Raw genomic sequence first — 20,032 nt, 5'->3', positions numbered from 1 at the left:
ATTACGAGCTCCTGTGCGAATTGAAGGGAGCTCTCCCGCAAACTGCCTCTTGACAACTTATAGGAGCGTCGGTTTTGGTTTCGCGATTTTCGGCATGGTTGGGGGTTCGCCCTCCAGCCCCGTAATCCGGCATAGTTTTGTTCGCGGTGGCCTAGCCGCGCGCCTATGCGCGGAAGCGGCGGGGCATTTTTGCCCCACCGGCCCCTATCCCAGCTCTATTCCGGCGCTACTCCGGCTTGGTTTCTACCGTGGGGGTCTTGTCCGCCGCAACTGGAGTACGAGCGGTGTCCATAGTCAGGCAGTGCTTGGGGCAGCTCTCGATGCACTCACCGCACACCACGCAGGCATACGGGTCGATCGACCAGGTACCACCCTTGCGATCGACCGCAAGCGCGCCCGCCGGGCAACGGCGCGCGCACATGCCGCAGCAGATGCACACGTCCATGTCGTTGACGATATGTCCGCGCAGGCGCGCAGGCGCCGCGAGCTTCTCCTGCGGATAGCACACCGTTACTGGCCGCTTGACCATAGAACCCAAGGCCGTCTTGGCAAATGTCAGCAAACTCATGCCGCGCCTACCTTTCCGTGCAGCTAATGCAGGGGTCGATGGTCAGGATAATCATGGGCACATTGGCAATGAGCACACCCTGCAGCGCATGCGTCAGACCCGCCAAGTTCTGCGACGTCGGCGTGCGCACGCGGAAACGGTCCAGATTTTTGGTGCCGTTGCCGCGCACATAGTAATAAGCCTCGCCGCGCGGCTGCTCAATCACAACCTCGCCGCGCGCGCCGTCGGCCGGCGTAAGCTTGGTGCGCCCGCCAATCCCGTCGTGCGGAATCTTGCCCACAAGCTCCTTAATGATGTCCATGGCCTGCGTGACCTCGGCGCAACGCACCTGGCAGCGGGCATAGCAATCGCCATCGGTAGCAACGATGGGCTCAAACGCGGCCAAGTCCGCATAGGCGCCGTCACCGAACATGCGCACGTCGTAGTCCACGCCCGAGGCGCGGCCGAACGGACCGACCATCGAAAGCTCCAGCGCGTCTTTCTTGCTAATCACGCCCACGCCATGCAGGCGCTCGCCGCAGCTGTTGTCGTCCAAAAACGTATGCACCAGGGCCTCGTAGTCAGGACGCATGGCATCGAGCGTCTGGACAATGCCCGCCAGCTCGGAGTCCTCGATATCGTGCTTAAGGCCGCCGATCTCGTTAATCGACAGAATCACGCGCCCGCCGCAAGTGCTCTCAAAAATCTTGAGTATCTGCTCGCGCAGGGTCCATGACCGATAGAACAGCGCCTCGAAGCCAAAGGCGTCGGCGAGCAGGCCCAGCCACAGCAGATGCGAGTGAATGCGCGAAAGCTCGTGCAGAATGGTGCGGATATACTGCACGCGACCAGGCACCTCGATGCCGAGCATGCGCTCGCAGGCGCTGGCATAGCCGCAGCTGTGGCCCACGGCGCAGATGCCGCAGATGCGCTCGGCGATGTAGCCAAACTGATGCATGTCGCGCTTTTCAGTGAGCTTCTCGAGCCCGCGGTGCACAAAGCCGATCTGAGGAATTGCCTCGATGACGCGGTCATCCTCGATCACCAGGTCCAGATGAAGCGGCTCGGGCAGCACCGGGTGCTGCGGGCCAAACGGAATAACGGAGCGATGTGCCATGGACCTTACGCCTCCTTTTTCTGCTTGTCGCGGGCGACCTTGGCGGCAAGCGCCGCGTGGACCTTGGCCGCTTTCTCGGGATCCATGGCGGCGAGCTTTGCCTCCATCTCGGCGGCCTTGAGCGCGACCTTCGCAGCAGCCTCATCGTGCTGAGCATCGGAGCCGGCAGCCGCAGCGGGCTGAGCAGCGACGCCCGCGGCGTCGCCGGCGCTCGCCGCAGCCGAAGCATCGCCGGCACTCGCAGCGCTCTCCCCTGCAGCAGCCGCAGCCGCGGCGGCCTTCTCGGCAGCGGCCTTGCGCGCCTTGGCCTCGGCGGCGGCACGCACCTTCATGGCTTTCTCGCGCGCGGCCTTCACCTCGGGCGTGATAACGCTCATGGGTTCGGCAGTCGAGACCTGGTAGAAAAAGCCCTTAAAGTCAATCTGCATATCGGTGATGGCAAGACCAAACAGGTCGTGCGTTTCGTTTTCAAACGGGAATACCGCCGGATAGTACGAGCTGATGGACGGAATCTCCTGGTACTGGTCGATGCCCTCAACCACCAGGTTCTCGATCGCATAGCTGCCGTCCTGCGCAATATGCTCCTGAGCAGCACGAACGTCGATAAACGTATAGACCAAGCGATACGATCCGTCGTCCACACAGCGCTCGGCATGCATCTGCACAAAGCGCGCGCCGACGCCCTTGAGCGCCTGGACATGTGACAGGAGCTCATCGATCCCGACGGTAGTATAGATAGCCTTTTGCATTACTCGCCCCCCTTTGCAGCGGCGGGCGCGTCGCCGGCCGCGGACGTCCCAGCAGGCGCATCGTCAGCCCCGGCCCCCGCAGCCACAAACCCGCCCTCGCCCAGCTCAACGCCACCATCCCAGGTAGCGGCGCCGCCCACGGTAAGCGGATCGCCGCCAGCACGCATCACGGCCTCCTTCTGATCCAGGATGCCGCACGCCTCCACGATGGCATCGATCACCGTCTCGGGGCGAACGGCGCACCCGGGCGCGTACACATCCACGGGAATCGCGCGGTCCACGCCGCCGATCACGTTATAGGCATCGCGAAACACGCCGCCCGAGCACGCGCAGATACCGCATGCCACCACACACTTGGGCTCGAGCATCTGGTTGTAGATCTGGCGCACGACAGGCAGGTTCTGGGCATTGACCGACCCCGTCACCAAAAAGATATCCGCATGCTTGGGGTTGCCGGTGTTGACCACGCCAAAGCGCTCCGCATCGAACAGCGGCGTGAGCGAGGCCAGCACCTCGATATCACATCCGTTGCAGCTCGAACCGTCGTAATGAATAACCCACGGCGAGCGCGACATTTTATGATCCATGGATGCCGCCTCCTAAATAAAAACGTCGACGAGGATGGGCATAAGGTTGAGCAGGCCAAACACCAGCGCCACGCCCCATCCGAGCCTAAAGCAGCTGCGCCAGGTGCTGCGTGCGAAGGTGTTGTCGATCAGCACCTCGACAAAATACGTCGCAGCCATCACGACCAGGGCTACGACCCAGCTCACCGGGTTGTCCCAAACAAAGAACATGCCCACCCACATCAAAAACAGCACGGTCTCGCACCAGTGCATAAGGGTCATCTTGGCCAGCGTGCCGCCGCTCATCTCGGTGGCGACGCCCTGGACGATCTCCTGATGCGCGTGATGCGAGTACGAAAGGTCAAACGGCGACTTGCGCAGCTTGATGGTGAGCACCGCGAGCAGCGCGAGGAAAATGGGCGCGCTGTACACGATGATGGGGGCCGACTGCCCCGTCACGGCGATGGAATCGAAGCTGTCGGTGGCAAGGTACAGGCCCACGCTCATCAGCAAAACGGCGGGCTCGTAACTCATGACCTGCAGCAGCTCACGGTCGGCGCCGACCTGGGCAAACGGGCTTTGCGTCGAGGCGGACGCCAACACCACAAAGATCGCAGCGAGGGTCACCATAAAAGCGCACAACAGCGTGTTGGAACCCGACACAAAGATGCCGCCGCCCACCACGGTAAAGATGAGCGCGCACGCCATGTAGGTATCGTCCATGGTGTTTACGCTGGCGGGGGCCTTGCGCAGCAGCTTGGCCACATCGTAGAAAGGCTGGAGCAGGCGCGGGCCCACGCGGCCCTGCATGCGGGCCGAAAGTTTGCGGTCAACGCCGTCGATCAGGCCGCCCACAAGCGGCGCCAGTAAGGCAAATGCCACGGTGCCAATAAAAATGCCCACGACGCCCGAACCTTCAAAATACTTGCCGCGCAGCACCGAGGGCGCACTCATGGCAAGTCGCTCGGGCCCAATCCACGCGCAACACAGCAGCGCAAACAAGATAATGCTGCAGCACACCACGCTACCCGCGGGGCCAATACGCTTCTCGCCAAGGGCGTCCTCCGAGTACCAATTGCGCTTTTCGGCCTTCACCTCGTGTCCCATCGAGCCGCGGAAATGGCGATATTTGTCGGTCCCCACGCCCGAAAGGTACACGTTGACGTGCGGTTTGTTGCTCACGCGGAATGAAGTCAGCAGCACCACGGCGATAAACGCCACGATAACCACCATCAGGTACATGGCGTCCTTGCCAATAACGTACGGCACGCGGCCAAACACCATGGCCAAGTAAGGCGACACCAGACCGCTCGAGATAACCGGGAACGCCACGCAGCACAGAATCAGCAGCGCGGCGATGGTGTTGAGGGCCATCCATTCGGTCTTATGGACATTGACCTCAACGTTTTGAGCCGTGGGGTCGACGCCCGAAAGCTTGGCAAGCCACTTGCCCCAGAAGAAGAAGGTCGCGGCCGAGCCAAAGGCAAGTACCATGATCATGAGCACGTTGCCGGTCTGCGCGAACGCCACCAGAGCGCCCCACTTGGACACGAGCATGCCAAACGGCGCCACAAACATGCCCATGATGCCCAGCATCATCAGGCGCGTCAGGTGCGGCATGCGGCTGAACATACCGTCCATGTCCTCGATATTGCGGCTGCCGATATGATGCTCGGCCGTGCCCACGCACAGGAACAGCAGCGACTTTGCCACCGTGTGGAACAGGATCAGGAAGATGGCCGCCCATACGGCCTCGGGCGCGCCGACACCCAAGCAAGCACTGATGAGGCCCAAGTTGGAAATGGTGGAGTACGCGAGCACGCGCTTGGCATTGCTCTGCGAGATGGCCATAAGGGCAGCGAGCAAAAACGTGATGGCGCCCACGCTCGTGACCATAAAGCCGGTCACGGGATAGATGGCATAGAGCGGGCTCAGCTTGACCATCAGGAACACGCCGGCTTTGACCATGGTTGACGAGTGCAGCAGGGCGCTCGTGGGCGTGGGGGCAACCATGGCACCCAACAGCCAAGTGTGGAACGGCATCTGTGCGGCCTTGGTGAGCGCGGCGAGCGACAACAGGATGACCGGCATCACCAGCAGCGCGGACTGCGCGGTTCCGGCGCCGGAAAGCTCAATCATGCCCGAGATGGTCAGCGGCATGCCGTTAACGTGCAGGTACATGAGTCCGGCCAAAAACGCGATGCCGCCCAGCATGTTGAGGATGATCTGGTTAAAGGCGTTCTTGATGGCCTCGGGCGTGCGCGTATAGCCAATCATAAGGAACGAGCACACGGTGGTGATTTCCCAGCCGCAGAACAGCCACTCAAGGTTGTCGCTCGTCACGATGACGAACATGGCCGAGAGGAACAGGAACATAAGCGCCAGGAACTGCGGACGACGGTCGGGCGCGGTCTGCCCGCGCAGCGCGGCCTCGTGCTCATCATGGGTCTGGAAGTCCTTCATGTAGCCCAAAGCGTAGATACAGATAAGGCTGCCGACGATGCCGACGGCGAGGACCATGATCACGCTCATGTAATCCAGGTAGAGCGGCGTTGCGATGACGGCTTCGGCCGCGGGCAGCGTCATGGCTGCAAAGGCGAGCGAGCCCACCAGCTGGACGATGCCGAGCACCGTGGTGAGCGCGTTCCTATATTTGTACGCGTTGTACAGGATGACGGCGCACAGGATGACATCGATGACGGAGCTGATGATCGAGAGCACGTGCGAGGTGCCGGGGGCGACCTCAAAGCTCTGCGGACCCGTGCCAAAAAACATGACGGCGACTACAACTGTCACCGCCATAATAATGCCGGAACCTATGAGCCCCACCGCATCGCGGGCGCGGTCACCGCGCACGAGCAGCATGCCCAGCGCCGGTACCAGCGGAAACAGGGTAAGGAAATACAGTAGCGTCATACCATCACTCCCCCATGCAAAAACGCTGCAATTGTTTAACGTTATAGCTCAATTGATGAGTAGCGGCGGCGGGTTTTCGGTCAACTGGGGAGTTTTAGGCGTACGGGGCAAGGGCACGTCCGCTTTGGAGCAGAGAGGCGGCAAGAAAAATGCGCCCCTGTGGGCGCACCATCCCGTTCGCTATTCCGCCTTTTTAACGCGCGGCTTGCGACCGCGCGGCTCATCGACCAGTGCGGACTCACCGCTCTCGCGATACTGGCGGCACCAAGCCTTGACCGAAGACTCGCTGGGAATCTTGTGCTTGATCATGGCCTCGCGAACCGTTAAGCCATTTTCCAAGCGGTCCTTGACCACGGCGAGCTTAACTTCGTACGAATAGGTGTGATGATGCGAACCGGCGTTGAGAACGGCGTCGGCACCGCCCACGGCATACGCGCGGGCCCACTGACGAGCCGTGGCCTGGGGAATGCCAAGCTCCGCGGCGAGGGCGCGATGACCGACCCCCTCTTGGAGGATCTCGACGGCGCGCTGCCTAACCTCGGGCGCATGCGTGCGAGTCCTAGTTGCTTCCGACATACCTGCCACTTCTTAGCCTTAACCGTTAATCTGCTTTCTTACGTGCAAGTTAGATAGTAGCATTTTACTGTTTGCTCAAAGCAGTTAATTAAAATAGACGCGGTGTTATCTGGACATTTGGCACCAATTTACGACATTTCTTTATCGATTATTTACGCTGGTAGCTGACTCGCAGCTAATCGTCATTCGCTTGTCAACAAAATTGGCATCTCTTTATGTCCTTTGGCATAGAGGATATAGTTATTAACCCCTCCCTCAATAATTTTGAGTAATCGGCAAGGCAGTAGACGTCCTTACTCCTCATGATTACCGCGCATTGCCATCCACCGAAGCAAAACAAAAAGGGCGGGGCCTGCTGCGCTTGCAGGCCCCGCACCGGTTGACACCCGACGGGACACAGCCGGGCGAGGCGAATCCGTGCTACCGCCCCGCCTGGCCGCGAAGTTAACTACAGCTCGTTGGCCGCGTGATATGCCGTGCGAATGGCGCTCGCGATGTCGGCGGTGCGCTCGCCCGAGCAGTCGCCCACGCAGGTCACGGGCACCGTCACGCCGTTCAGGTCAAACGCGTTGGCCTTGGAGCCCACGGCCATCACCACGTAATCGCAGGCGATCTTCACCGGCTCCTCGGCGCCGTCCTCGGTGGTGCGAATGGCCTCCACGCCCTCGTCGGTAATGGCGGTCAGGCGGGTCTTCACGTGCTGCTCCACGTTATGCTCTGCAAAGTCGCTCATAATCAGCGGCAGAATGGTCTCGGACTCGCCCGCGGCAATCTTGTCGAGCATCTCCACGATCGCCACCTCGCAGCCGTGCTGCAGCAGGTACTCGGCAGTCTCGGTGCCCACCAGGCCACCGCCAATGACGGCGACGCGGCCCGTAAGCTCCGCCTTGCCGGCCAGCACGTCCCAGCTCGAGACGACCTTGTCCGAATCGGCACCCGGAACGGGGATGACCACGTCGTGCGCGCCCACGGCCACAATCGCGGCGTCGGCGGCGTTGAGGTCCTCAGCAGTAGCAACATGGTTGAGCTCGACCTTCACACCCAGGCCGGGCAGAATCTTCTCGTAGTACTCGACCGAGCGCATGATCTCGTCCTTGCGCGGAGGCGCGGCCGCCAGCACAATCTGGCCGCCCAGATGATCGCTCGCCTCGTAAACGGTCACATCGTAGCCGCGCTTGGCCGCCACGCGTGCGGCCTCCAGGCCGGCAATACCGCCGCCCACCACGGCGATCTTCTTGTCGCCCTCGCCCGGCTTGATGGCGATGGTCGCCTCGTCGCCGTTCTCGGCGTTGAGCACGCACGAGATGTACTTGCGGTTTTGAATCGCGTCGACGCAGCCCTTATTGCAGTTGAGGCACTCGCGGATAGGCTCGCCGGTCGCGGCCTTCAGCGCAATGTCGGGGTCGCACATGAGCGAGCGGCCATAGCCGATGATGTCGGCGGCGCCGTCTTCCAGAATCTTCTCGCCGGCCTCAACCGAGACAACACGTCCGACGGTGGCCACCGGCACGGAGACCAGGGCCTTGACGCGCTCGGCCACGGGCAGCGTCCAGTTGTAGGGCATGGCGCCCATGGGCGGAATGGTGTCGCCCATGTTGCCGGTGTGGTTGGCCTGCGCGACCTGGATCATGTCGATGCCCGCACCCTCGAGCAGCTTGGCGAACTCGCAGGCCTCGTCGGGCTGCAGGCCACCCTTGCCGCGCGGCGTGCCGTCGGGGTTCTCCATAATCACGGGGAGCTTGTACTCCACCATCAGCTGCGGCGCGGCTTCCTTAATGGCAGCGACGACCTCGAGCGCATAGCGGACGCGGTTCTCGAACGAGCCGCCGTACTCGTCGGTACGCTGGTTGAGGATGGCCGAGCACAGCGAACCCACCAGCCGGTCGCCGTGGACCTCGATGGCGTCGATGCCGGCCTGCTGCGCGCGAGCGGCCGAGGCGGCGATGGCCTCCTTGATCTGGGTGAGCTGCTCCACACTCGCCTCGTTCACAAAGTGCTGCATGTCGTGGTGCAGCTTGGCGTAGGCCTGCTTGCGAATCTCGTTGGACTCGGCCATCTTGGCGGCAAAGGTCTCCTCGTCGCCGGCGGCCTTGGCCTCCTGCGCGGCCTTGGCAGCAACCATGGACCCCATGACCATGCGGCCGACACCGGGCACGTCGTACTCGGGGTGGAACAGCTGCAGCGCGACCTTGGCGCCATGCTTGTGGACGGCGTCGGCCAGCGCCTTAAACGTGGGGATCTGGGCGTCGGTCGCCAGCTTGGGCGTGGGACTTGCGGTCATGACGGGGGCAACGTCGCCGATGACGATGTAGCTCACGCCGCCACGGGCCAAGCGCTCGTAAAAAGCCAGGCTGCGCTCGCCAATGGAGCCGTCGCGCTCCTCGTAGCCGGTGGTCAGCGGCGGGAACATAATGCGGTTCTTGAGCTCAAGGGGGCCAACCGTAATGGGTTGGAGCAGCTTGGATGCAGGTGCGGTCATGGACATTCCTCTCTTGTAGGCGCGGCGGCGATGATGCCGCGTAGTTGTCTAGAGGATATGGCATGGGAGTACGGCAGCGCAACGGAAATCGGCGGACAGCAGGTAGCGGCAGGTGGATGGGGCGGGGCGGCCTGTCGGTTTGTCTCGATCTGTAACAACAACTCAGCAAAACCGGGTCTTACTGTTACAGATCGAGATATTCCTCTCGACCCATCCTCAACAATCTAAATCTGTAACATCTAGACCGACTTTTGGCCCCTTACTGTTACAGATCGAGACAAACCAATCTGGCCTGCCGAAAGATCTCAATCTGTAACAACAACTCGGCAAAATCCGTCCCTCGTGTTACAGATTTAGACAAACAAAGATCGTCCTGCCGAAACATCTCGATCTGTAACACCTAGCCGTCCAAATCGGGTCTAAATGTTACAGATTGAGATTTTGTTTGAGAGGCTGAGAATTGGGCTGAGAAAACAGTCCCGGAATAACAAAAAAGCCCGCCGGCTAGGCCGACGAGCTGCAAGTTCTTGGTCGCGGGGGCAGGATTTGAACCTACGACCTCCGGGTTATGAGCCCGGCGAGCTACCAGACTGCTCCACCCCGCAATGTCTGGGCGCCTCATGTGCGCAAAAAAGAATATTACGTGGGAGTTCGGTAAACGGCAAGGAAAATCTCGCAGAGCATAATTCCTTCATATTTAAACCCCTCAGTCCATATCAGCGTAAACGAATCGCAGCCGAGCGCCGTCGGCGGCGCGTATACAATGGTGCGCGTCCTTTTACGCCGACACCGGGAGTAGACATGCTGCTCGCTATCGATATGGGAAACACGCAGACGGCCATGGGCCTGTTTGACGGAAACGAGCTGGTGCAGTCGTGGCGCATGCCCACCGACCGCTCCTATACCGCCGACGAGATCCATGTGCGCCTGATGGGTTTCTTTAAGATGTACGGCCTTTCGCTCGATGCGGTCGATGCGATCGCCTTTGCCGGCGTGGTTCCGCAGCTCTCACGTGAGTGGCATGCCGTGGCCGACCGCATCGCGGCGGACGCCATCGTCATTGGGCCGCAGACGGCCGCCGTGACCAAGCTGCGCGCGGCGCGCCCCCAGGCCGTTGGTGCCGACCGCATCGCCAACGCCGTCGCCGCCGATACCTTCTACGGCGCCCCGGCGATCGTTGTGGACTTTGGCACCGCAACCAATATCGACGTCATCGACGAGGACGGCTATTACATTGGCGGAGCGATTGCGCCGGGCATCCGCATTTCGATGGACGCGCTCGCCACCCGAGCCGCCAAGCTCGCCAGCGTTCCGCTCGAGGCGCCCGAGCATGCCATCGGTCGCGACACCGAAGAGTGCATCAAGGTCGGCGCCGTGATGGGCGCCGCCGCCATGGCTGAGGGCCTGGTCGCGCGCATGAAGCGCGAGCTGGGCCGCGAGGATGCCACCGTTATCGCCACGGGCGGTCTCGCCAGCATCGTCGCCGATTCGACCGATGCCTTCGACGTGGTCGACGGACAGCTCACCATCAAGGGTATCTGCGAAATCTACCGCCGCATGCAGGAGCTGGGATAGGACAGGGGCTTAAGTCGAGCACGCCCGATGCCACAGTCCCCGCAAACGTTCGCCAAGCCCATTCCCCAGACAGGCGAAACCCTCCCCGGCACAGGCCGAAGAGGGCTTCGTTGTCATCGTTATCTTTGAGCGCGAGCGCCCCGCGCTACAGCCCGCGAATTCGTACGGCCTCGGGCGGAAACTCCTGCTCGCCGGCATCGGTCTTAATGGTCGCGCGGCCCCAGATGTCCAGGCCTGCAAACACACCGACCGCAAGCGGCAGGCCGTTGGGCGACACCGCCGCAACTTGGCGGCCCAGCAGCGGCACCATGTCGAAGTACTCGCCCAGCACGGGAGCCAGCGGCCCTGCGGCGCCTTGCGGCGTGTTGGCAACAACCGCCCAAGCGTCCACGCGGGCCAGCACGGCGGCGGCCAGCGTCTCGACCAGCGCTTCGTCAGCCACGTCCACACCAAGCTCGCCCAGCGCCGAACGCTCAATATCCACCGTCACGGCACCGAACATGCCCGCAGCAGCGGCACCGCCGTTCACGGCAACACGCGCGAGCGACGTCTCAAACGCAGGCGCACCGCACACGATATCGCTCGGCCACTGGATACCCACCTTACCGGCAAGGCCCAACCCCGGCGTCGAAGCCGTGCCCACGAGCGCGTCCATCATGCCCATCGCGGCCACAAACGGCAGGCCGTGGAAGGCATGCATGTTCACGTCCGGGCGCACGATCAGCGAAAACGTCAGCGAAGCATCGCCCGCGCTCCAAGCGCACCAGCCCGCGGACGCACCCTCGCGGCCCGCGTCGCGCGCGGCGTCAAGCTCGGTACCGGCGACAACAGCATTCATCTCGATCATCTACATACGCCCCAATTCGCCCACGATATGGCCCACGCGGTCCTCGGGCTCCTTGACCTCGACACCGTTGTAGCGGAAGAACCGCGCCGGGTCGTGCATCAGGTCCTCGAGCGGCACCAGCACAAAGTCGCGCTCGCCAATGAGAGGATGCGGCAGGCGCAGCTTTTTGCCGCCGTGAGTCTCGCCGTCCATCCACAGCAGGTCCAGGTCGATGGTGCGCGGACCGTTGGCCTTGGCCTTTTTGGAGCGGTCGCGCCCAAGCTCGGCCTCGATCTTCATGAGCTCGTCGAGCAGCACCAGCGGCGCCAGCTCGGTCTTGATCTCGATGACGGCGTTGGCAAAGGCGTCCTGGCGCGTCTCGTAGGCCGGCTCGCTCTCGTAAATCTTGGAGGAGTTAGACACGCAGGTAAGTGGAATCTCGGCGATCATCTCACGTGCGGCGCGGATGTTGTCGCAGCGATGCCCCAGGTTGGAGCCCACGGCCACAAACGCGCGGCGCGGCTGCGGCTTGGCAACCGCCCAGTAGCCGTTCAGGAACTGCGCAAAACCCGCGGCGTCGTGCACGCGCACGATGTTGGCACCGGCCTGGATGGCGCCCAGGCACACGCCAAACGTGGCGGCATCGCGCGCGGCGGCCTCGGTCACGCCCGAGATAGCGCCCACAAAACGCTTGCGCGACACGGCGCACATGAGCGGATAGCCCAGTGACGCCATCTTGGCAGTCTCGCGCTGGATGACGATGTCCTCGTTAGCCGACTTACCAAAGCCCGGGCCAGGATCGATGCAGATGCGGTCGCGCGACACGCCGGCATGGATGAGTGTGCGGGCCTGGTCGGACAGAAAGCCCATGACGCGGCGCATGATGGGCGCCGAATCGGGCAGGGTGAAGCGGCGGAGCTGCGAGGTGGGCACGTAGGCTTCCTCGCGGCGGGCGCTGCGGCGCATCATGGCGGCCAGTCGGTCATTGGACTCCGATGCGGCCTCGGTGGCCTCGGGCGCGGGCGCGACGGTCTCGGCGGCAGCAGCCTGCTCGGCGGCCGGCGTCTCCTGCTCGCTTGAAGGCTCGGACGTGGGCTCCGGTTCGCCAAACGGCAACGAGGGCTGCACCACGCCGCCCGGAAGCTTGGCCTCCGGCTTAGGCTCGCCCAGCAACTTGCCGCGACGGCGGCGAGCCGGCTTCTCGGCCTCACGCGCGGCCTCGGCAGCCGCCTCGCGCGCCTTCTCGGCAACAAACGCCGCTGCCGAGGTATCGAGCTGCACCGTTGCGTGCGTGCGGGCGGGCGCGGCGACCTCGCCGGCATGCATCACGATGACGCCGCAGGTGCTCGTCTTAACGAACTCGACCATCTTGGGATCAGTGAAGCCCGTCACGTCGTTGACGATCGAGGCGCCGCAGCGCACGGCCGCCTTGGCAACCGCCACATGACGCGTGTCGATCGAGACGATGGCGCCCTCCTTGGCCAGCGCACGCACCACGGGCAGCACGCGGCGAGCCTCCTCGTCGGGGTTGACCGGGGTAAAGCCGGGGCGCGTGGACTCGCCGCCCACGTCGATGATGTCGGCGCCGGCGTCGAGCATCGCCAAGCCGTACTCGATGGCGGCATCCGGGTCGAAGTGCTCCCCGCCATCGCTAAACGAATCGGGCGTCACGTTGAGGACGCCCATGATGCGCGGACGGTCAAAGCTGAGCTCGTACTTTCCGCACCGCCATGTCTTGCTGTCGTTCGCCATGAACATCCTCCTAAAATGCCCACGCCGCCGAGCTTGGGGAGCTGGCGGCGGGGTCGCTTTGCACTCAGTCTTTCTATTGTATCCGCGCGCGCGGGCTAGAACGCAAACGCGGCCGCAATGTCGCAAGAAATCAGCAGGTCGGCATTTGCATCCTGATCGGTGGGCGCCAAATTGCAAATGGCCAGCGTATCGCCAGTAAAGTAACGCATGAGGCCCGCCGCCGGATACACCACGAGCGAGGTCCCGCCCACAATGAGGGCATCGGCCGCGGCGATGGCGGCAACGGCACCGGTCAACACATGCTCGTCGAGTGGCTCTTCGTAGAGCACCACATCGGGCTTGATGCGGCCGCCGCACGCGGGGCACGCGGGCACGCCCGCGGCATCCTCGTGCTCGCGCGAGCAAATCCACTCGGCGCTATAGACCGTGCCGCACGACTGGCAAATGTTGCGATGGACCGATCCGTGCAGCTCGAACACGCGCTGTGATCCGGCCATCTGATGCAGGCCGTCGATATTTTGCGTCACCACGGCATCAAGCTTACCGGCGCGCTCCAGCTCGGCCAGCTTGGTGTGGCAGCGGTTGGGTTTAGCGTTAAGCGCGATCATCTTGGTGCGGTAAAAGTCGAAGAACTCCGCCGGATGCGCCTCGTAAAAGCTATGCGACAGCATGGTCTCGGGCGGATAGGCAAACTGCTGGTGATACAGGCCGTCCACGCTGCGGAAATCGGGAATGCCACTTGCCGTAGAAACACCAGCGCCGCCAAAGAAGACCACGCGCTTGTGGGTGTCAAACAGATCCGCCAGCGCGGCGGAGGCCTGCCTGGGGTCCGATATTGCCTGCGTCATATGAGTCCTCCGTCCTTGTTAGTCGGGCAGCGTTGAGCGACGTCCCAGCATGCGGCCTTTAAGTCAGCATACGCGGATCCCACCCCGCCCCTGTTGCGCTAATCTTAAGCCTGCCAACCCCGTCGAAAGGACACTATGCCTCAGACTTACACTTTCGCCTCGTGGAACGTCAACGGCCTGCGCGCCGTGCTCAAAAAGGACCCGAGCTTTATCCAGATCGCGCAAGAACTCGACGTCGATATCTTGGCGCTGCAAGAGACCAAGCTGCAGGAGGGCCAGGTCGATATTGACCTGCCCGGCTATCACCAAACCTGGAGCTACGCCGAGCGTAAAGGCTATTCGGGCACCGCGGTCTTTAGCCGCCAGGAGCCGCTGCGCGTACTGCGCGCCGATGCGCTGCTGCCCTACGCCGGCGAAGGCGAGGCGGCCGTGCTCGTCGCCCAAGCCGCGACCGAGGGCCGCGTCTGCGCGCTGGAGTTCGACAAGTTCTGGTTTGTGGATGTCTACACTCCCAACGCGCAAAACGAACTCGCCCGCATCGACGTGCGCATGGCCTGGGACGATGCCTACCGCGGCTTTTTGAACGCGCTCGAGTGCGAGACCGGCAAACCCGTCGTAACTTGCGGCGACTTTAACGTGGCGCACGAGGAGATCGACCTTAAGAACCCCAAGTCCAACCGCGGCAACGCAGGCTTTTCGGACGAGGAGCGCGGCAAGTTTACCGAGCTGCTCAACGGCGGGTTTACCGATACCTGGCGCGCGGCAAACCCCGACGTCGAGGGCGTCTACAGCTGGTGGAGCTACCGCTTTAATGCCCGTAAGAACAACGCAGGCTGGCGCATCGATTACTTTCTGGTAAGCGATTCGATCGCCGCCAACGTTCGCGACACCGGTATCCGTGGCGATATCTTCGGCAGCGACCACTGCCCCGTCACCCTCACGCTAGAGCTCTAGCCCCAAGTAATTTCCTGGGGGACAGAGGAAAACAGATCATGTGACCCCTCTCCCCCTATAAGTTGCGGTGGAATAGTTCCTGTTTGGGCAGCAAATAGCCAAAAAAGAGAACTATTCCACCGCAAGTTCGTGAGGGAACGCGAAATGCCTTACAGCCCGTATTTCACGACGACACGGTTAATGCGGCGACACCAAGGCTTGTACAAGGCGGCCAAAAACACGCAGGTCGCAAGGCCGTGCGTAATATCGAACGGCACTGCCGTGGCAAGACGCGCCATGGTGCCCGCCCACGTGAGCGGTTGAACAAAACCGATGATGTCATACGCGTTGATCACCACGCCGTACAGCAAACCCGACGCAAAGCCGTAGGTCAGTAGCGCCGGCATGCGCACGGCTCCGTCCGCACGGTCGAACGCACCCGCATGCGCCAGCGCGCCGCCAACATAGCCAACCAGACCCCAGGCATACATCTGCCACGGCGTCCACATGCCCTGCCCAAAAAAGAAATTGCTGGTCAGCGCCGCCAGCGCGCCAACCATAAAACCATTGCGGCGACCAAGCGTCGCCCCCGCGATAATGGCGATGGCGCTCACCGGTTTAAAGTCGGGAATGGGCCCAAACAGGATGCGCCCCGCCGCCGCCAGCGCCGCCAGCACCAGCGTGGGCATAATCTGGCGCAAACCTGGACGAGATGCCTCGTAACCCGCAAAGAACAGCGCAAGCACCAACGCCACCACAACCAGCATGGCCAACGCTGCCTGCTCAATGCCCGCCAGCAACGCCGCAGCCATCACCACTGGCACCGCCAGCAGCAGCGGGATCTCCAGTTTTGTAAGCAGGCGCGCGACGCGATAATCCGTCATCCCATCACGCCCTATAAAACACGTTGTCGGTAAAGAAGTCGGCCGGCGGCTCCATGCAGGCAATCTCACCGTCAAACATCATGGCAATGTCATCGGCAACCTGCTCAGCAAAATCCAGATCGTGCGTAGCCATGATGACTGTGCCGCCAGCCTTCGCATGGTCACGCAGGGCGCGGGCGATGATGCGGCGACTCTCCAGGTCCAAGCCCTTCGTGGGCTCGTCAAGCAGCAGCAGCTCGGGGCCGATCAGCAGCAGTTTTGCCAGTGCGAGCAGCTGGCGCTGTCCGCCCGAGAGGTCGTAGGGGTGGCGCGTCTCCAGGCCGTCCAATCCCAGTTGCGTCGCACGCTCCCGCGCCAAGTTCTCGTCATATCCGCAGGTCGAAGCCCATTCCATCAGCTCGTCGCGAACCGTCTCGGCAACCAGCAATGCTTTGGGATTCTGAGGCAGCAGCGCCGCCGAGGCCGCCCCGCGCTCCATATGCCCACGCTGCAACTTGACCGTCTTGGCCAGCACCGAAAGCATCGTCGACTTACCGCATCCGTTGCCGCCCACGATCGCATGCACCGCACCGGGCGAAAACGACGCATCGAGCCCACGCAACACCCAGCCGGACGCTCGATCGTAGCGAAACCAACCTTCCGACAGGGTGGTAGCCGACCCAGCGTGCATTTTTTGGAGTATTCTGCTTCCATCCGTGCGCGGGAAGGCTTCCGAGCCATTCTCGAGCGACGTTTGCGCCACAAATTTGGACGATTTGTCCAATTCTGAACTTTTTTTCGCGCTCGATACGTCCCCGGGCGGCTCCAGAGAGCCCAAATTGTCCTCACGCCTGCTGAATACTCCGTTTTTTGCACATCGGATGGCACCCCACCCCAACATGTCATCGGAAAACAGCGATTCTCGGCGTCCCAAAGAAGCCATATCCGCCACCTCGCGCACGCGACCGTCCTCAATCCGGTACGCACGCGTCGCGTATTCGAGCATTGGGCGCGGCTGATGCGTCGCCACAACAACCGTGCAGCCCAGCTCGCGATTCACACGAAACAGCGCGTGCAGGAAATTCTTCTCCGCAACCGGATCAAGCTGAGACGTGGGCTCGTCGAGTAGCAGCACGCGCGGACGCAGCGCCAGGACGGCCGCAAGCGACAGCAGCTGCTTGCGGCCACCCGGAAGCGTATCGGTATCACGATGAAGCCAGTCCTCCAGACCAAAGAAATAGCTGGTCTCGGCAACACGGCGGCGCATCTCGTCGCGCGACACACCCAGATTCTCTAGGCCAAACGCCATCTCGTGCCACACGGTCTCGCACACGATCTGGTTCTCGGGATCCTGGAACACATAGCCCACGCGCTCCGCAGACGCGCGCACGTCCATGTCGGCAACGTTCTCGCCCAGCACGCGCGCATCGCCAGTGCGCTCGCCCGCCGGAGCGATCTCGGGCTTGAGCAGCGACAGCAGCGTCGACTTACCCGATCCGGTACCGCCGACAAGCAGCGCAAATGCACCTTGAGGAACAGACCAGTCGAGCCCCTCGAGCACCGCATCATCAGCCCCGGGGTAGGCAAAGCTCAGGCTCCGCACCTCAATCGCCGGCATATCCGGGCCGCACGCCGCGCCCGACACCGGGCCCCTATCCAACCGAGCCATCAGCCAAACCTCTTCTTATCAATCGCGTGCAACGCGCAAGGCAGCACCATCCAGGCAGCGTACACGACATAGCCCGGCCACGGCGCCGGCACCGAGAGCTGCGGATAAAACGAATACTGCGTCGTCGCGGTCCACGCCACCGCCACCGCGGCAGCGCCAAACAGTACGAGCCCCACCAGCGCGGCAACATCGCCGCGCCCCAGCCGGTACCGCGCATACGTCGTACGACGCGTCGCGGCACCCCACCCGCGCGAGCGCATCGCGTCCGCGCGCTCCAGCGAATCTTCCATGCCCCAGCCCATCAACACACTCGATGCCCGCAGGCGCGAGCGCACGGGGTCGGCCGGCGCGCGCCCCGGCACGTCAATCGCATCTTGCACCGCCAGCACCGTGCGGCCGCGGCGCAAAAACTGCGGGATAAGCCTCATGCACATCGAGATCATGAGCGCAATCACCGGCGCGGCGTTGCCTAACAGTGCGAGTACCTTGTCGTATTCGAGCATCGACGCCGCGGCCTCAAACCACAGCACGCTCGCCACAAACAGCCCGCCCATGCACAGGCCGTATACCATGCTTTCCAGATACACCGCGCGCATGCCAATACGGAACAGCTCCGTCGAGCCCGAGGCGTTAAACAGCGGATTGACCAGCGCGATAATCAAAATCACCGGCAACTGCCAGCGGAGTGCGCCCAGCGTGCGGGCAGCCCCACGCGTCGCAAATCCATACGCCAGCCCGCCTGCGAGCGACAGCGCGATTAGCACCGGTTGCATCGAGAACATGGTGAGCCCCAGCGTCAGCACAATATAGAGTGCCGGCACAGCCGGATGCGACATCGAGAACGCCGCGACGGGCTCGCCGCCAAACTCCTCTTGTATGTTGTCCACGGGCACCCCCGTCCCCTCGCTCAAACGACAGCTCCGCAGCACCGCCAACGCCGCACGCAAGCAGCGCAAACGCCACGACGGCGGCGCAAGCCCCAACCGCCGCAAACCAATCGCTACGCGCTCAACATATGCCTGCGGTATCATATTGCGCCGTGTATCGTTTCCAAACACACGTCTCTATAACGTAACAGGAGATCACATGGACGCAACCGCAATTATCCTCGCCGCCGGCGAGGGCACCCGCATGAAGTCGAACCACTGCAAGGTTTCGCACAAGATCCTGGGCAAGCCCATGGTCCAGTGGATCGTCGACGCCACCATCAAGGCCGGCTGCAGCCGCGTCGTGGTCGTCATCGGCAGCCACGCCGACGAGATGCGCGCCCTCATCGACGGCGCCTACGTCAGCAGCGCCACCAAGGTCGAGTGCGTCGAGCAGACCGAGCGCCTGGGCACCGGTCACGCCGTGAAGGTCGCGCTCGAGGCCTGCGGCATCACGCAAGGCCCCGTCGTCGTGCTCAACGGCGACCTGCCGCTCATCACCGCCGACACCGTCGCCAAGTTCGCACAGACCGTCGCTACCGGCGAGCTCGCCTGCACCGTCATGACCATGACCCCGCCCGACCCCTTCGGCTACGGCCGCATCAAGCTGGGCGCCGACGGCCAGATCGAGCGCATCATCGAGCAGAAGGACTGCACGCCCGAGCAGGCCGCCACGCTGCTGGAGTGCAACGCCGGCTGCTACGCCTTTGACGGCGCGCAGCTCGCCGCCCACATTAACGAGATCGGCAACGACAACGCGCAGTCCGAGTACTATCTGCCCGACATGCTCGAAATCCTCAAGGGTCACGGCCAGGCGGTCTCCATCTTCCACTGCGATGACTACCGCGACGGCCTGGGCGTCAACAGCCGCATCCAGCTCGCACAGCTCACCGCCATCGCGCGCGACCGCATCAACGAGCACTGGATGGCCGAGGGCGTCACGTTCATCGACCCCACGCAGGCCTGGATCGGCCCCGATGCCATTATCGGCCGCGACACCGTCGTGTGGCCGCAGACGCACCTGATCGGCCACGTCACCGTGGGCGAGGAGTGCCAGCTCGGCCCCAACAGCCGCCTCACCGACGCCACCGTCGGCAGCGGCTGCATCATCGATGAGACCATCGCCATCGAGGCCGTCATCGAGAACGGCGTCGACTGCGGCCCGCGCGCCTACCTGCGCCCGGGCACCCACATGCTCGACGGCTCCAAGGCCGGCACGCACGTGGAGATCAAGAAGTCCACGATCGGCGAGGGTTCCAAGGTGCCCCACCTGTCCTACATCGGCGACACCACCATGGGCTCCGGCGTCAACGTAGGCGCGGGCTCCATCACCTGCAACTACGACGGCGTCCACAAGCACAAGACCGTCATCGGCAAGGATGCCTTCATCGGTTCCGACACCATGATGGTCGCGCCCGCCCAGATTGGCGACGGTGCACTCGTGGCCGCCGGCTCCGTCATCACCGAGCCGGTTCCGGCCGACGCACTCGGTCTGGGCCGCGCCCGTCAGGTAAATATTGAGGGCTGGGCTGCCGATTATCGCCGCCGCCTGCACGAGGACAACGAAGCATAACGCTTTGCCAAGCACAAAAGGAGCTGTTCCCATAGGGGCGGCTCCTTTTTCTATCGTGACCTGCGCGACAGGATGAGTGGTCGGTTCGTGTCCGTTGACGGTAAAGACGTTATCAAG

The 20,032-nt window shown here is 62.8% G+C and carries 16 protein-coding genes and 1 tRNA gene; 3 read left to right on the top strand and 14 right to left on the bottom strand.

Annotated features, from left to right (window positions below; all coding sequences use genetic code 11):
- Positions 1-226: 226 nt before the first annotated feature.
- From AB5767_RS05715 to AB5767_RS05680, 8 genes are all read right to left on the bottom strand, one after another.
- Complete coding sequence (locus tag AB5767_RS05715; protein WP_195443991.1) at positions 227-568, bottom strand: 4Fe-4S dicluster domain-containing protein; 342 nt, start codon at positions 566-568, stop codon at positions 227-229.
- A gap of 7 nt (positions 569-575) precedes the next feature.
- A complete protein-coding gene (locus tag AB5767_RS05710) occupies positions 576-1,664 on the bottom strand; it encodes a hydrogenase large subunit (protein WP_368132435.1) in 1,089 nt (362 codons plus the stop codon).
- Between the two features lie 5 nt (positions 1,665-1,669).
- A complete protein-coding gene (locus AB5767_RS05705; protein WP_368132436.1) occupies positions 1,670-2,413 on the bottom strand; it encodes an NADH-quinone oxidoreductase subunit C in 744 nt (247 codons plus the stop codon).
- Positions 2,413-3,000, bottom strand: coding sequence for an NADH-quinone oxidoreductase subunit B family protein (locus AB5767_RS05700; protein WP_368132437.1), 588 nt, complete (start codon positions 2,998-3,000; stop codon positions 2,413-2,415). Before AB5767_RS05700 ends, AB5767_RS05705 begins: the two co-directional genes overlap by 1 nt.
- A 12-nt stretch (positions 3,001-3,012) precedes the next feature.
- On the bottom strand, positions 3,013-5,895 hold the full coding sequence (locus AB5767_RS05695) for a proton-conducting transporter transmembrane domain-containing protein (RefSeq protein ID WP_368132438.1): 2,883 nt from the start codon (positions 5,893-5,895) through the stop codon (positions 3,013-3,015).
- A 180-nt stretch (positions 5,896-6,075) separates the two neighbouring features.
- Positions 6,076-6,471, bottom strand: coding sequence for a helix-turn-helix domain-containing protein (locus AB5767_RS05690; protein ID WP_368132439.1), 396 nt, complete (start codon positions 6,469-6,471; stop codon positions 6,076-6,078).
- 448 nt (positions 6,472-6,919) lie between these two features.
- Positions 6,920-8,950, bottom strand: coding sequence for a bilirubin reductase, long form (bilR, locus tag AB5767_RS05685; RefSeq protein ID WP_368132440.1), 2,031 nt, complete (start codon positions 8,948-8,950; stop codon positions 6,920-6,922).
- Between the two features lie 528 nt (positions 8,951-9,478).
- Positions 9,479-9,555: transfer RNA gene (locus AB5767_RS05680), tRNA-Met, on the bottom strand.
- A gap of 196 nt (positions 9,556-9,751) precedes the next feature.
- Here AB5767_RS05680 and AB5767_RS05675 point away from each other — a divergent pair.
- Positions 9,752-10,525 (top strand): type III pantothenate kinase, encoded by a 774-nt coding sequence (locus tag AB5767_RS05675; RefSeq protein ID WP_368132441.1) that lies wholly within the window; start codon positions 9,752-9,754, stop codon positions 10,523-10,525.
- A gap of 145 nt (positions 10,526-10,670) precedes the next feature.
- On the opposite strand, the gene AB5767_RS05670 is transcribed toward AB5767_RS05675, so the two are convergent.
- The 3 genes from AB5767_RS05670 to AB5767_RS05660 form a co-directional block, all read right to left on the bottom strand.
- Positions 10,671-11,372 (bottom strand): hypothetical protein, encoded by a 702-nt coding sequence (locus tag AB5767_RS05670; protein ID WP_055310271.1) that lies wholly within the window; start codon positions 11,370-11,372, stop codon positions 10,671-10,673.
- Entirely contained in the window at positions 11,373-13,103 is a 1,731-nt protein-coding gene (folP, locus tag AB5767_RS05665; RefSeq protein ID WP_368132442.1) for a dihydropteroate synthase, read from the bottom strand.
- 95 nt (positions 13,104-13,198) lie between these two features.
- The gene (locus tag AB5767_RS05660; RefSeq protein WP_368132926.1) at positions 13,199-13,951 is read right to left on the bottom strand and encodes an NAD-dependent protein deacylase; all 753 of its coding nucleotides are present in this window, start codon (positions 13,949-13,951) and stop codon (positions 13,199-13,201) included.
- Positions 13,952-14,086: 135 nt separating this feature from the next.
- Between AB5767_RS05660 and AB5767_RS05655 the strand changes: the two genes are divergently transcribed.
- Positions 14,087-14,905 (top strand): exodeoxyribonuclease III, encoded by an 819-nt coding sequence (locus AB5767_RS05655; RefSeq protein ID WP_368132396.1) that lies wholly within the window; start codon positions 14,087-14,089, stop codon positions 14,903-14,905.
- Between the two features lie 149 nt (positions 14,906-15,054).
- Here the strand turns inward: AB5767_RS05655 and AB5767_RS05650 are convergent, their stop codons facing one another.
- Genes AB5767_RS05650 through AB5767_RS05640 form a run of 3 tightly spaced genes read right to left on the bottom strand, consistent with a single transcriptional unit; the run spans position 15,055 to position 18,303 of the window.
- Positions 15,055-15,768 (bottom strand): DUF6580 family putative transport protein, encoded by a 714-nt coding sequence (locus AB5767_RS05650; RefSeq protein ID WP_368132397.1) that lies wholly within the window; start codon positions 15,766-15,768, stop codon positions 15,055-15,057.
- Between the two features lie 4 nt (positions 15,769-15,772).
- The gene (locus AB5767_RS05645) at positions 15,773-17,416 is read right to left on the bottom strand and encodes an ABC transporter ATP-binding protein (protein WP_368132398.1); all 1,644 of its coding nucleotides are present in this window, start codon (positions 17,414-17,416) and stop codon (positions 15,773-15,775) included.
- Entirely contained in the window at positions 17,416-18,303 is an 888-nt protein-coding gene (locus AB5767_RS05640) for an energy-coupling factor transporter transmembrane component T family protein (RefSeq protein WP_368132399.1), read from the bottom strand. Before AB5767_RS05640 ends, AB5767_RS05645 begins: the two co-directional genes overlap by 1 nt.
- A 199-nt stretch (positions 18,304-18,502) precedes the next feature.
- On the opposite strand from AB5767_RS05640, the gene glmU reads away from it, so the two are divergent.
- Positions 18,503-19,915, top strand: a complete 1,413-nt coding sequence (gene glmU / locus AB5767_RS05635; protein WP_368132400.1) for a bifunctional UDP-N-acetylglucosamine diphosphorylase/glucosamine-1-phosphate N-acetyltransferase GlmU — start codon at positions 18,503-18,505, stop codon at positions 19,913-19,915.
- Positions 19,916-20,032: the final 117 nt, after the last annotated feature.

The sequence above is a fragment of the Collinsella aerofaciens genome (assembly GCF_040926265.1).
Taxonomy (GTDB): Bacteria; Actinomycetota; Coriobacteriia; order Coriobacteriales; family Coriobacteriaceae; genus Collinsella; species Collinsella aerofaciens_BB.
Note: the sequence above shows the minus strand (reverse complement) of the source record. Positions and strands in the feature narration are given on the sequence as shown.

What these genes read in the sequence shown, in the direction of transcription:
- AB5767_RS05710 (WP_368132435.1), bottom strand. Translation starts at nt 1,664, where the DNA reads ATGGCACATCGCTCCGTTATTCCGTTTGGCCCGCAGCACCCGGTGCTG.
- AB5767_RS05650 (WP_368132397.1), bottom strand. Translation starts at nt 15,768, where the DNA reads ATGACGGATTATCGCGTCGCGCGCCTGCTTACAAAACTGGAGATCCCG.
- AB5767_RS05645 (WP_368132398.1), bottom strand. Translation starts at nt 17,416, where the DNA reads ATGGCTCGGTTGGATAGGGGCCCGGTGTCGGGCGCGGCGTGCGGCCCG.
- AB5767_RS05705 (WP_368132436.1), bottom strand. Translation starts at nt 2,413, where the DNA reads ATGCAAAAGGCTATCTATACTACCGTCGGGATCGATGAGCTCCTGTCA.
- AB5767_RS05655 (WP_368132396.1), top strand. Translation starts at nt 14,087, where the DNA reads ATGCCTCAGACTTACACTTTCGCCTCGTGGAACGTCAACGGCCTGCGC.
- AB5767_RS05670 (WP_055310271.1), bottom strand. Translation starts at nt 11,372, where the DNA reads ATGATCGAGATGAATGCTGTTGTCGCCGGTACCGAGCTTGACGCCGCG.
- AB5767_RS05690 (WP_368132439.1), bottom strand. Translation starts at nt 6,471, where the DNA reads ATGTCGGAAGCAACTAGGACTCGCACGCATGCGCCCGAGGTTAGGCAG.
- AB5767_RS05660 (WP_368132926.1), bottom strand. Translation starts at nt 13,951, where the DNA reads ATGACGCAGGCAATATCGGACCCCAGGCAGGCCTCCGCCGCGCTGGCG.
- AB5767_RS05675 (WP_368132441.1), top strand. Translation starts at nt 9,752, where the DNA reads ATGCTGCTCGCTATCGATATGGGAAACACGCAGACGGCCATGGGCCTG.
- glmU (WP_368132400.1), top strand. Translation starts at nt 18,503, where the DNA reads ATGGACGCAACCGCAATTATCCTCGCCGCCGGCGAGGGCACCCGCATG.
- bilR (WP_368132440.1), bottom strand. Translation starts at nt 8,950, where the DNA reads ATGACCGCACCTGCATCCAAGCTGCTCCAACCCATTACGGTTGGCCCC.
- AB5767_RS05700 (WP_368132437.1), bottom strand. Translation starts at nt 3,000, where the DNA reads ATGGATCATAAAATGTCGCGCTCGCCGTGGGTTATTCATTACGACGGT.
- AB5767_RS05715 (WP_195443991.1), bottom strand. Translation starts at nt 568, where the DNA reads ATGAGTTTGCTGACATTTGCCAAGACGGCCTTGGGTTCTATGGTCAAG.
- folP (WP_368132442.1), bottom strand. Translation starts at nt 13,103, where the DNA reads ATGGCGAACGACAGCAAGACATGGCGGTGCGGAAAGTACGAGCTCAGC.
- AB5767_RS05695 (WP_368132438.1), bottom strand. Translation starts at nt 5,895, where the DNA reads ATGACGCTACTGTATTTCCTTACCCTGTTTCCGCTGGTACCGGCGCTG.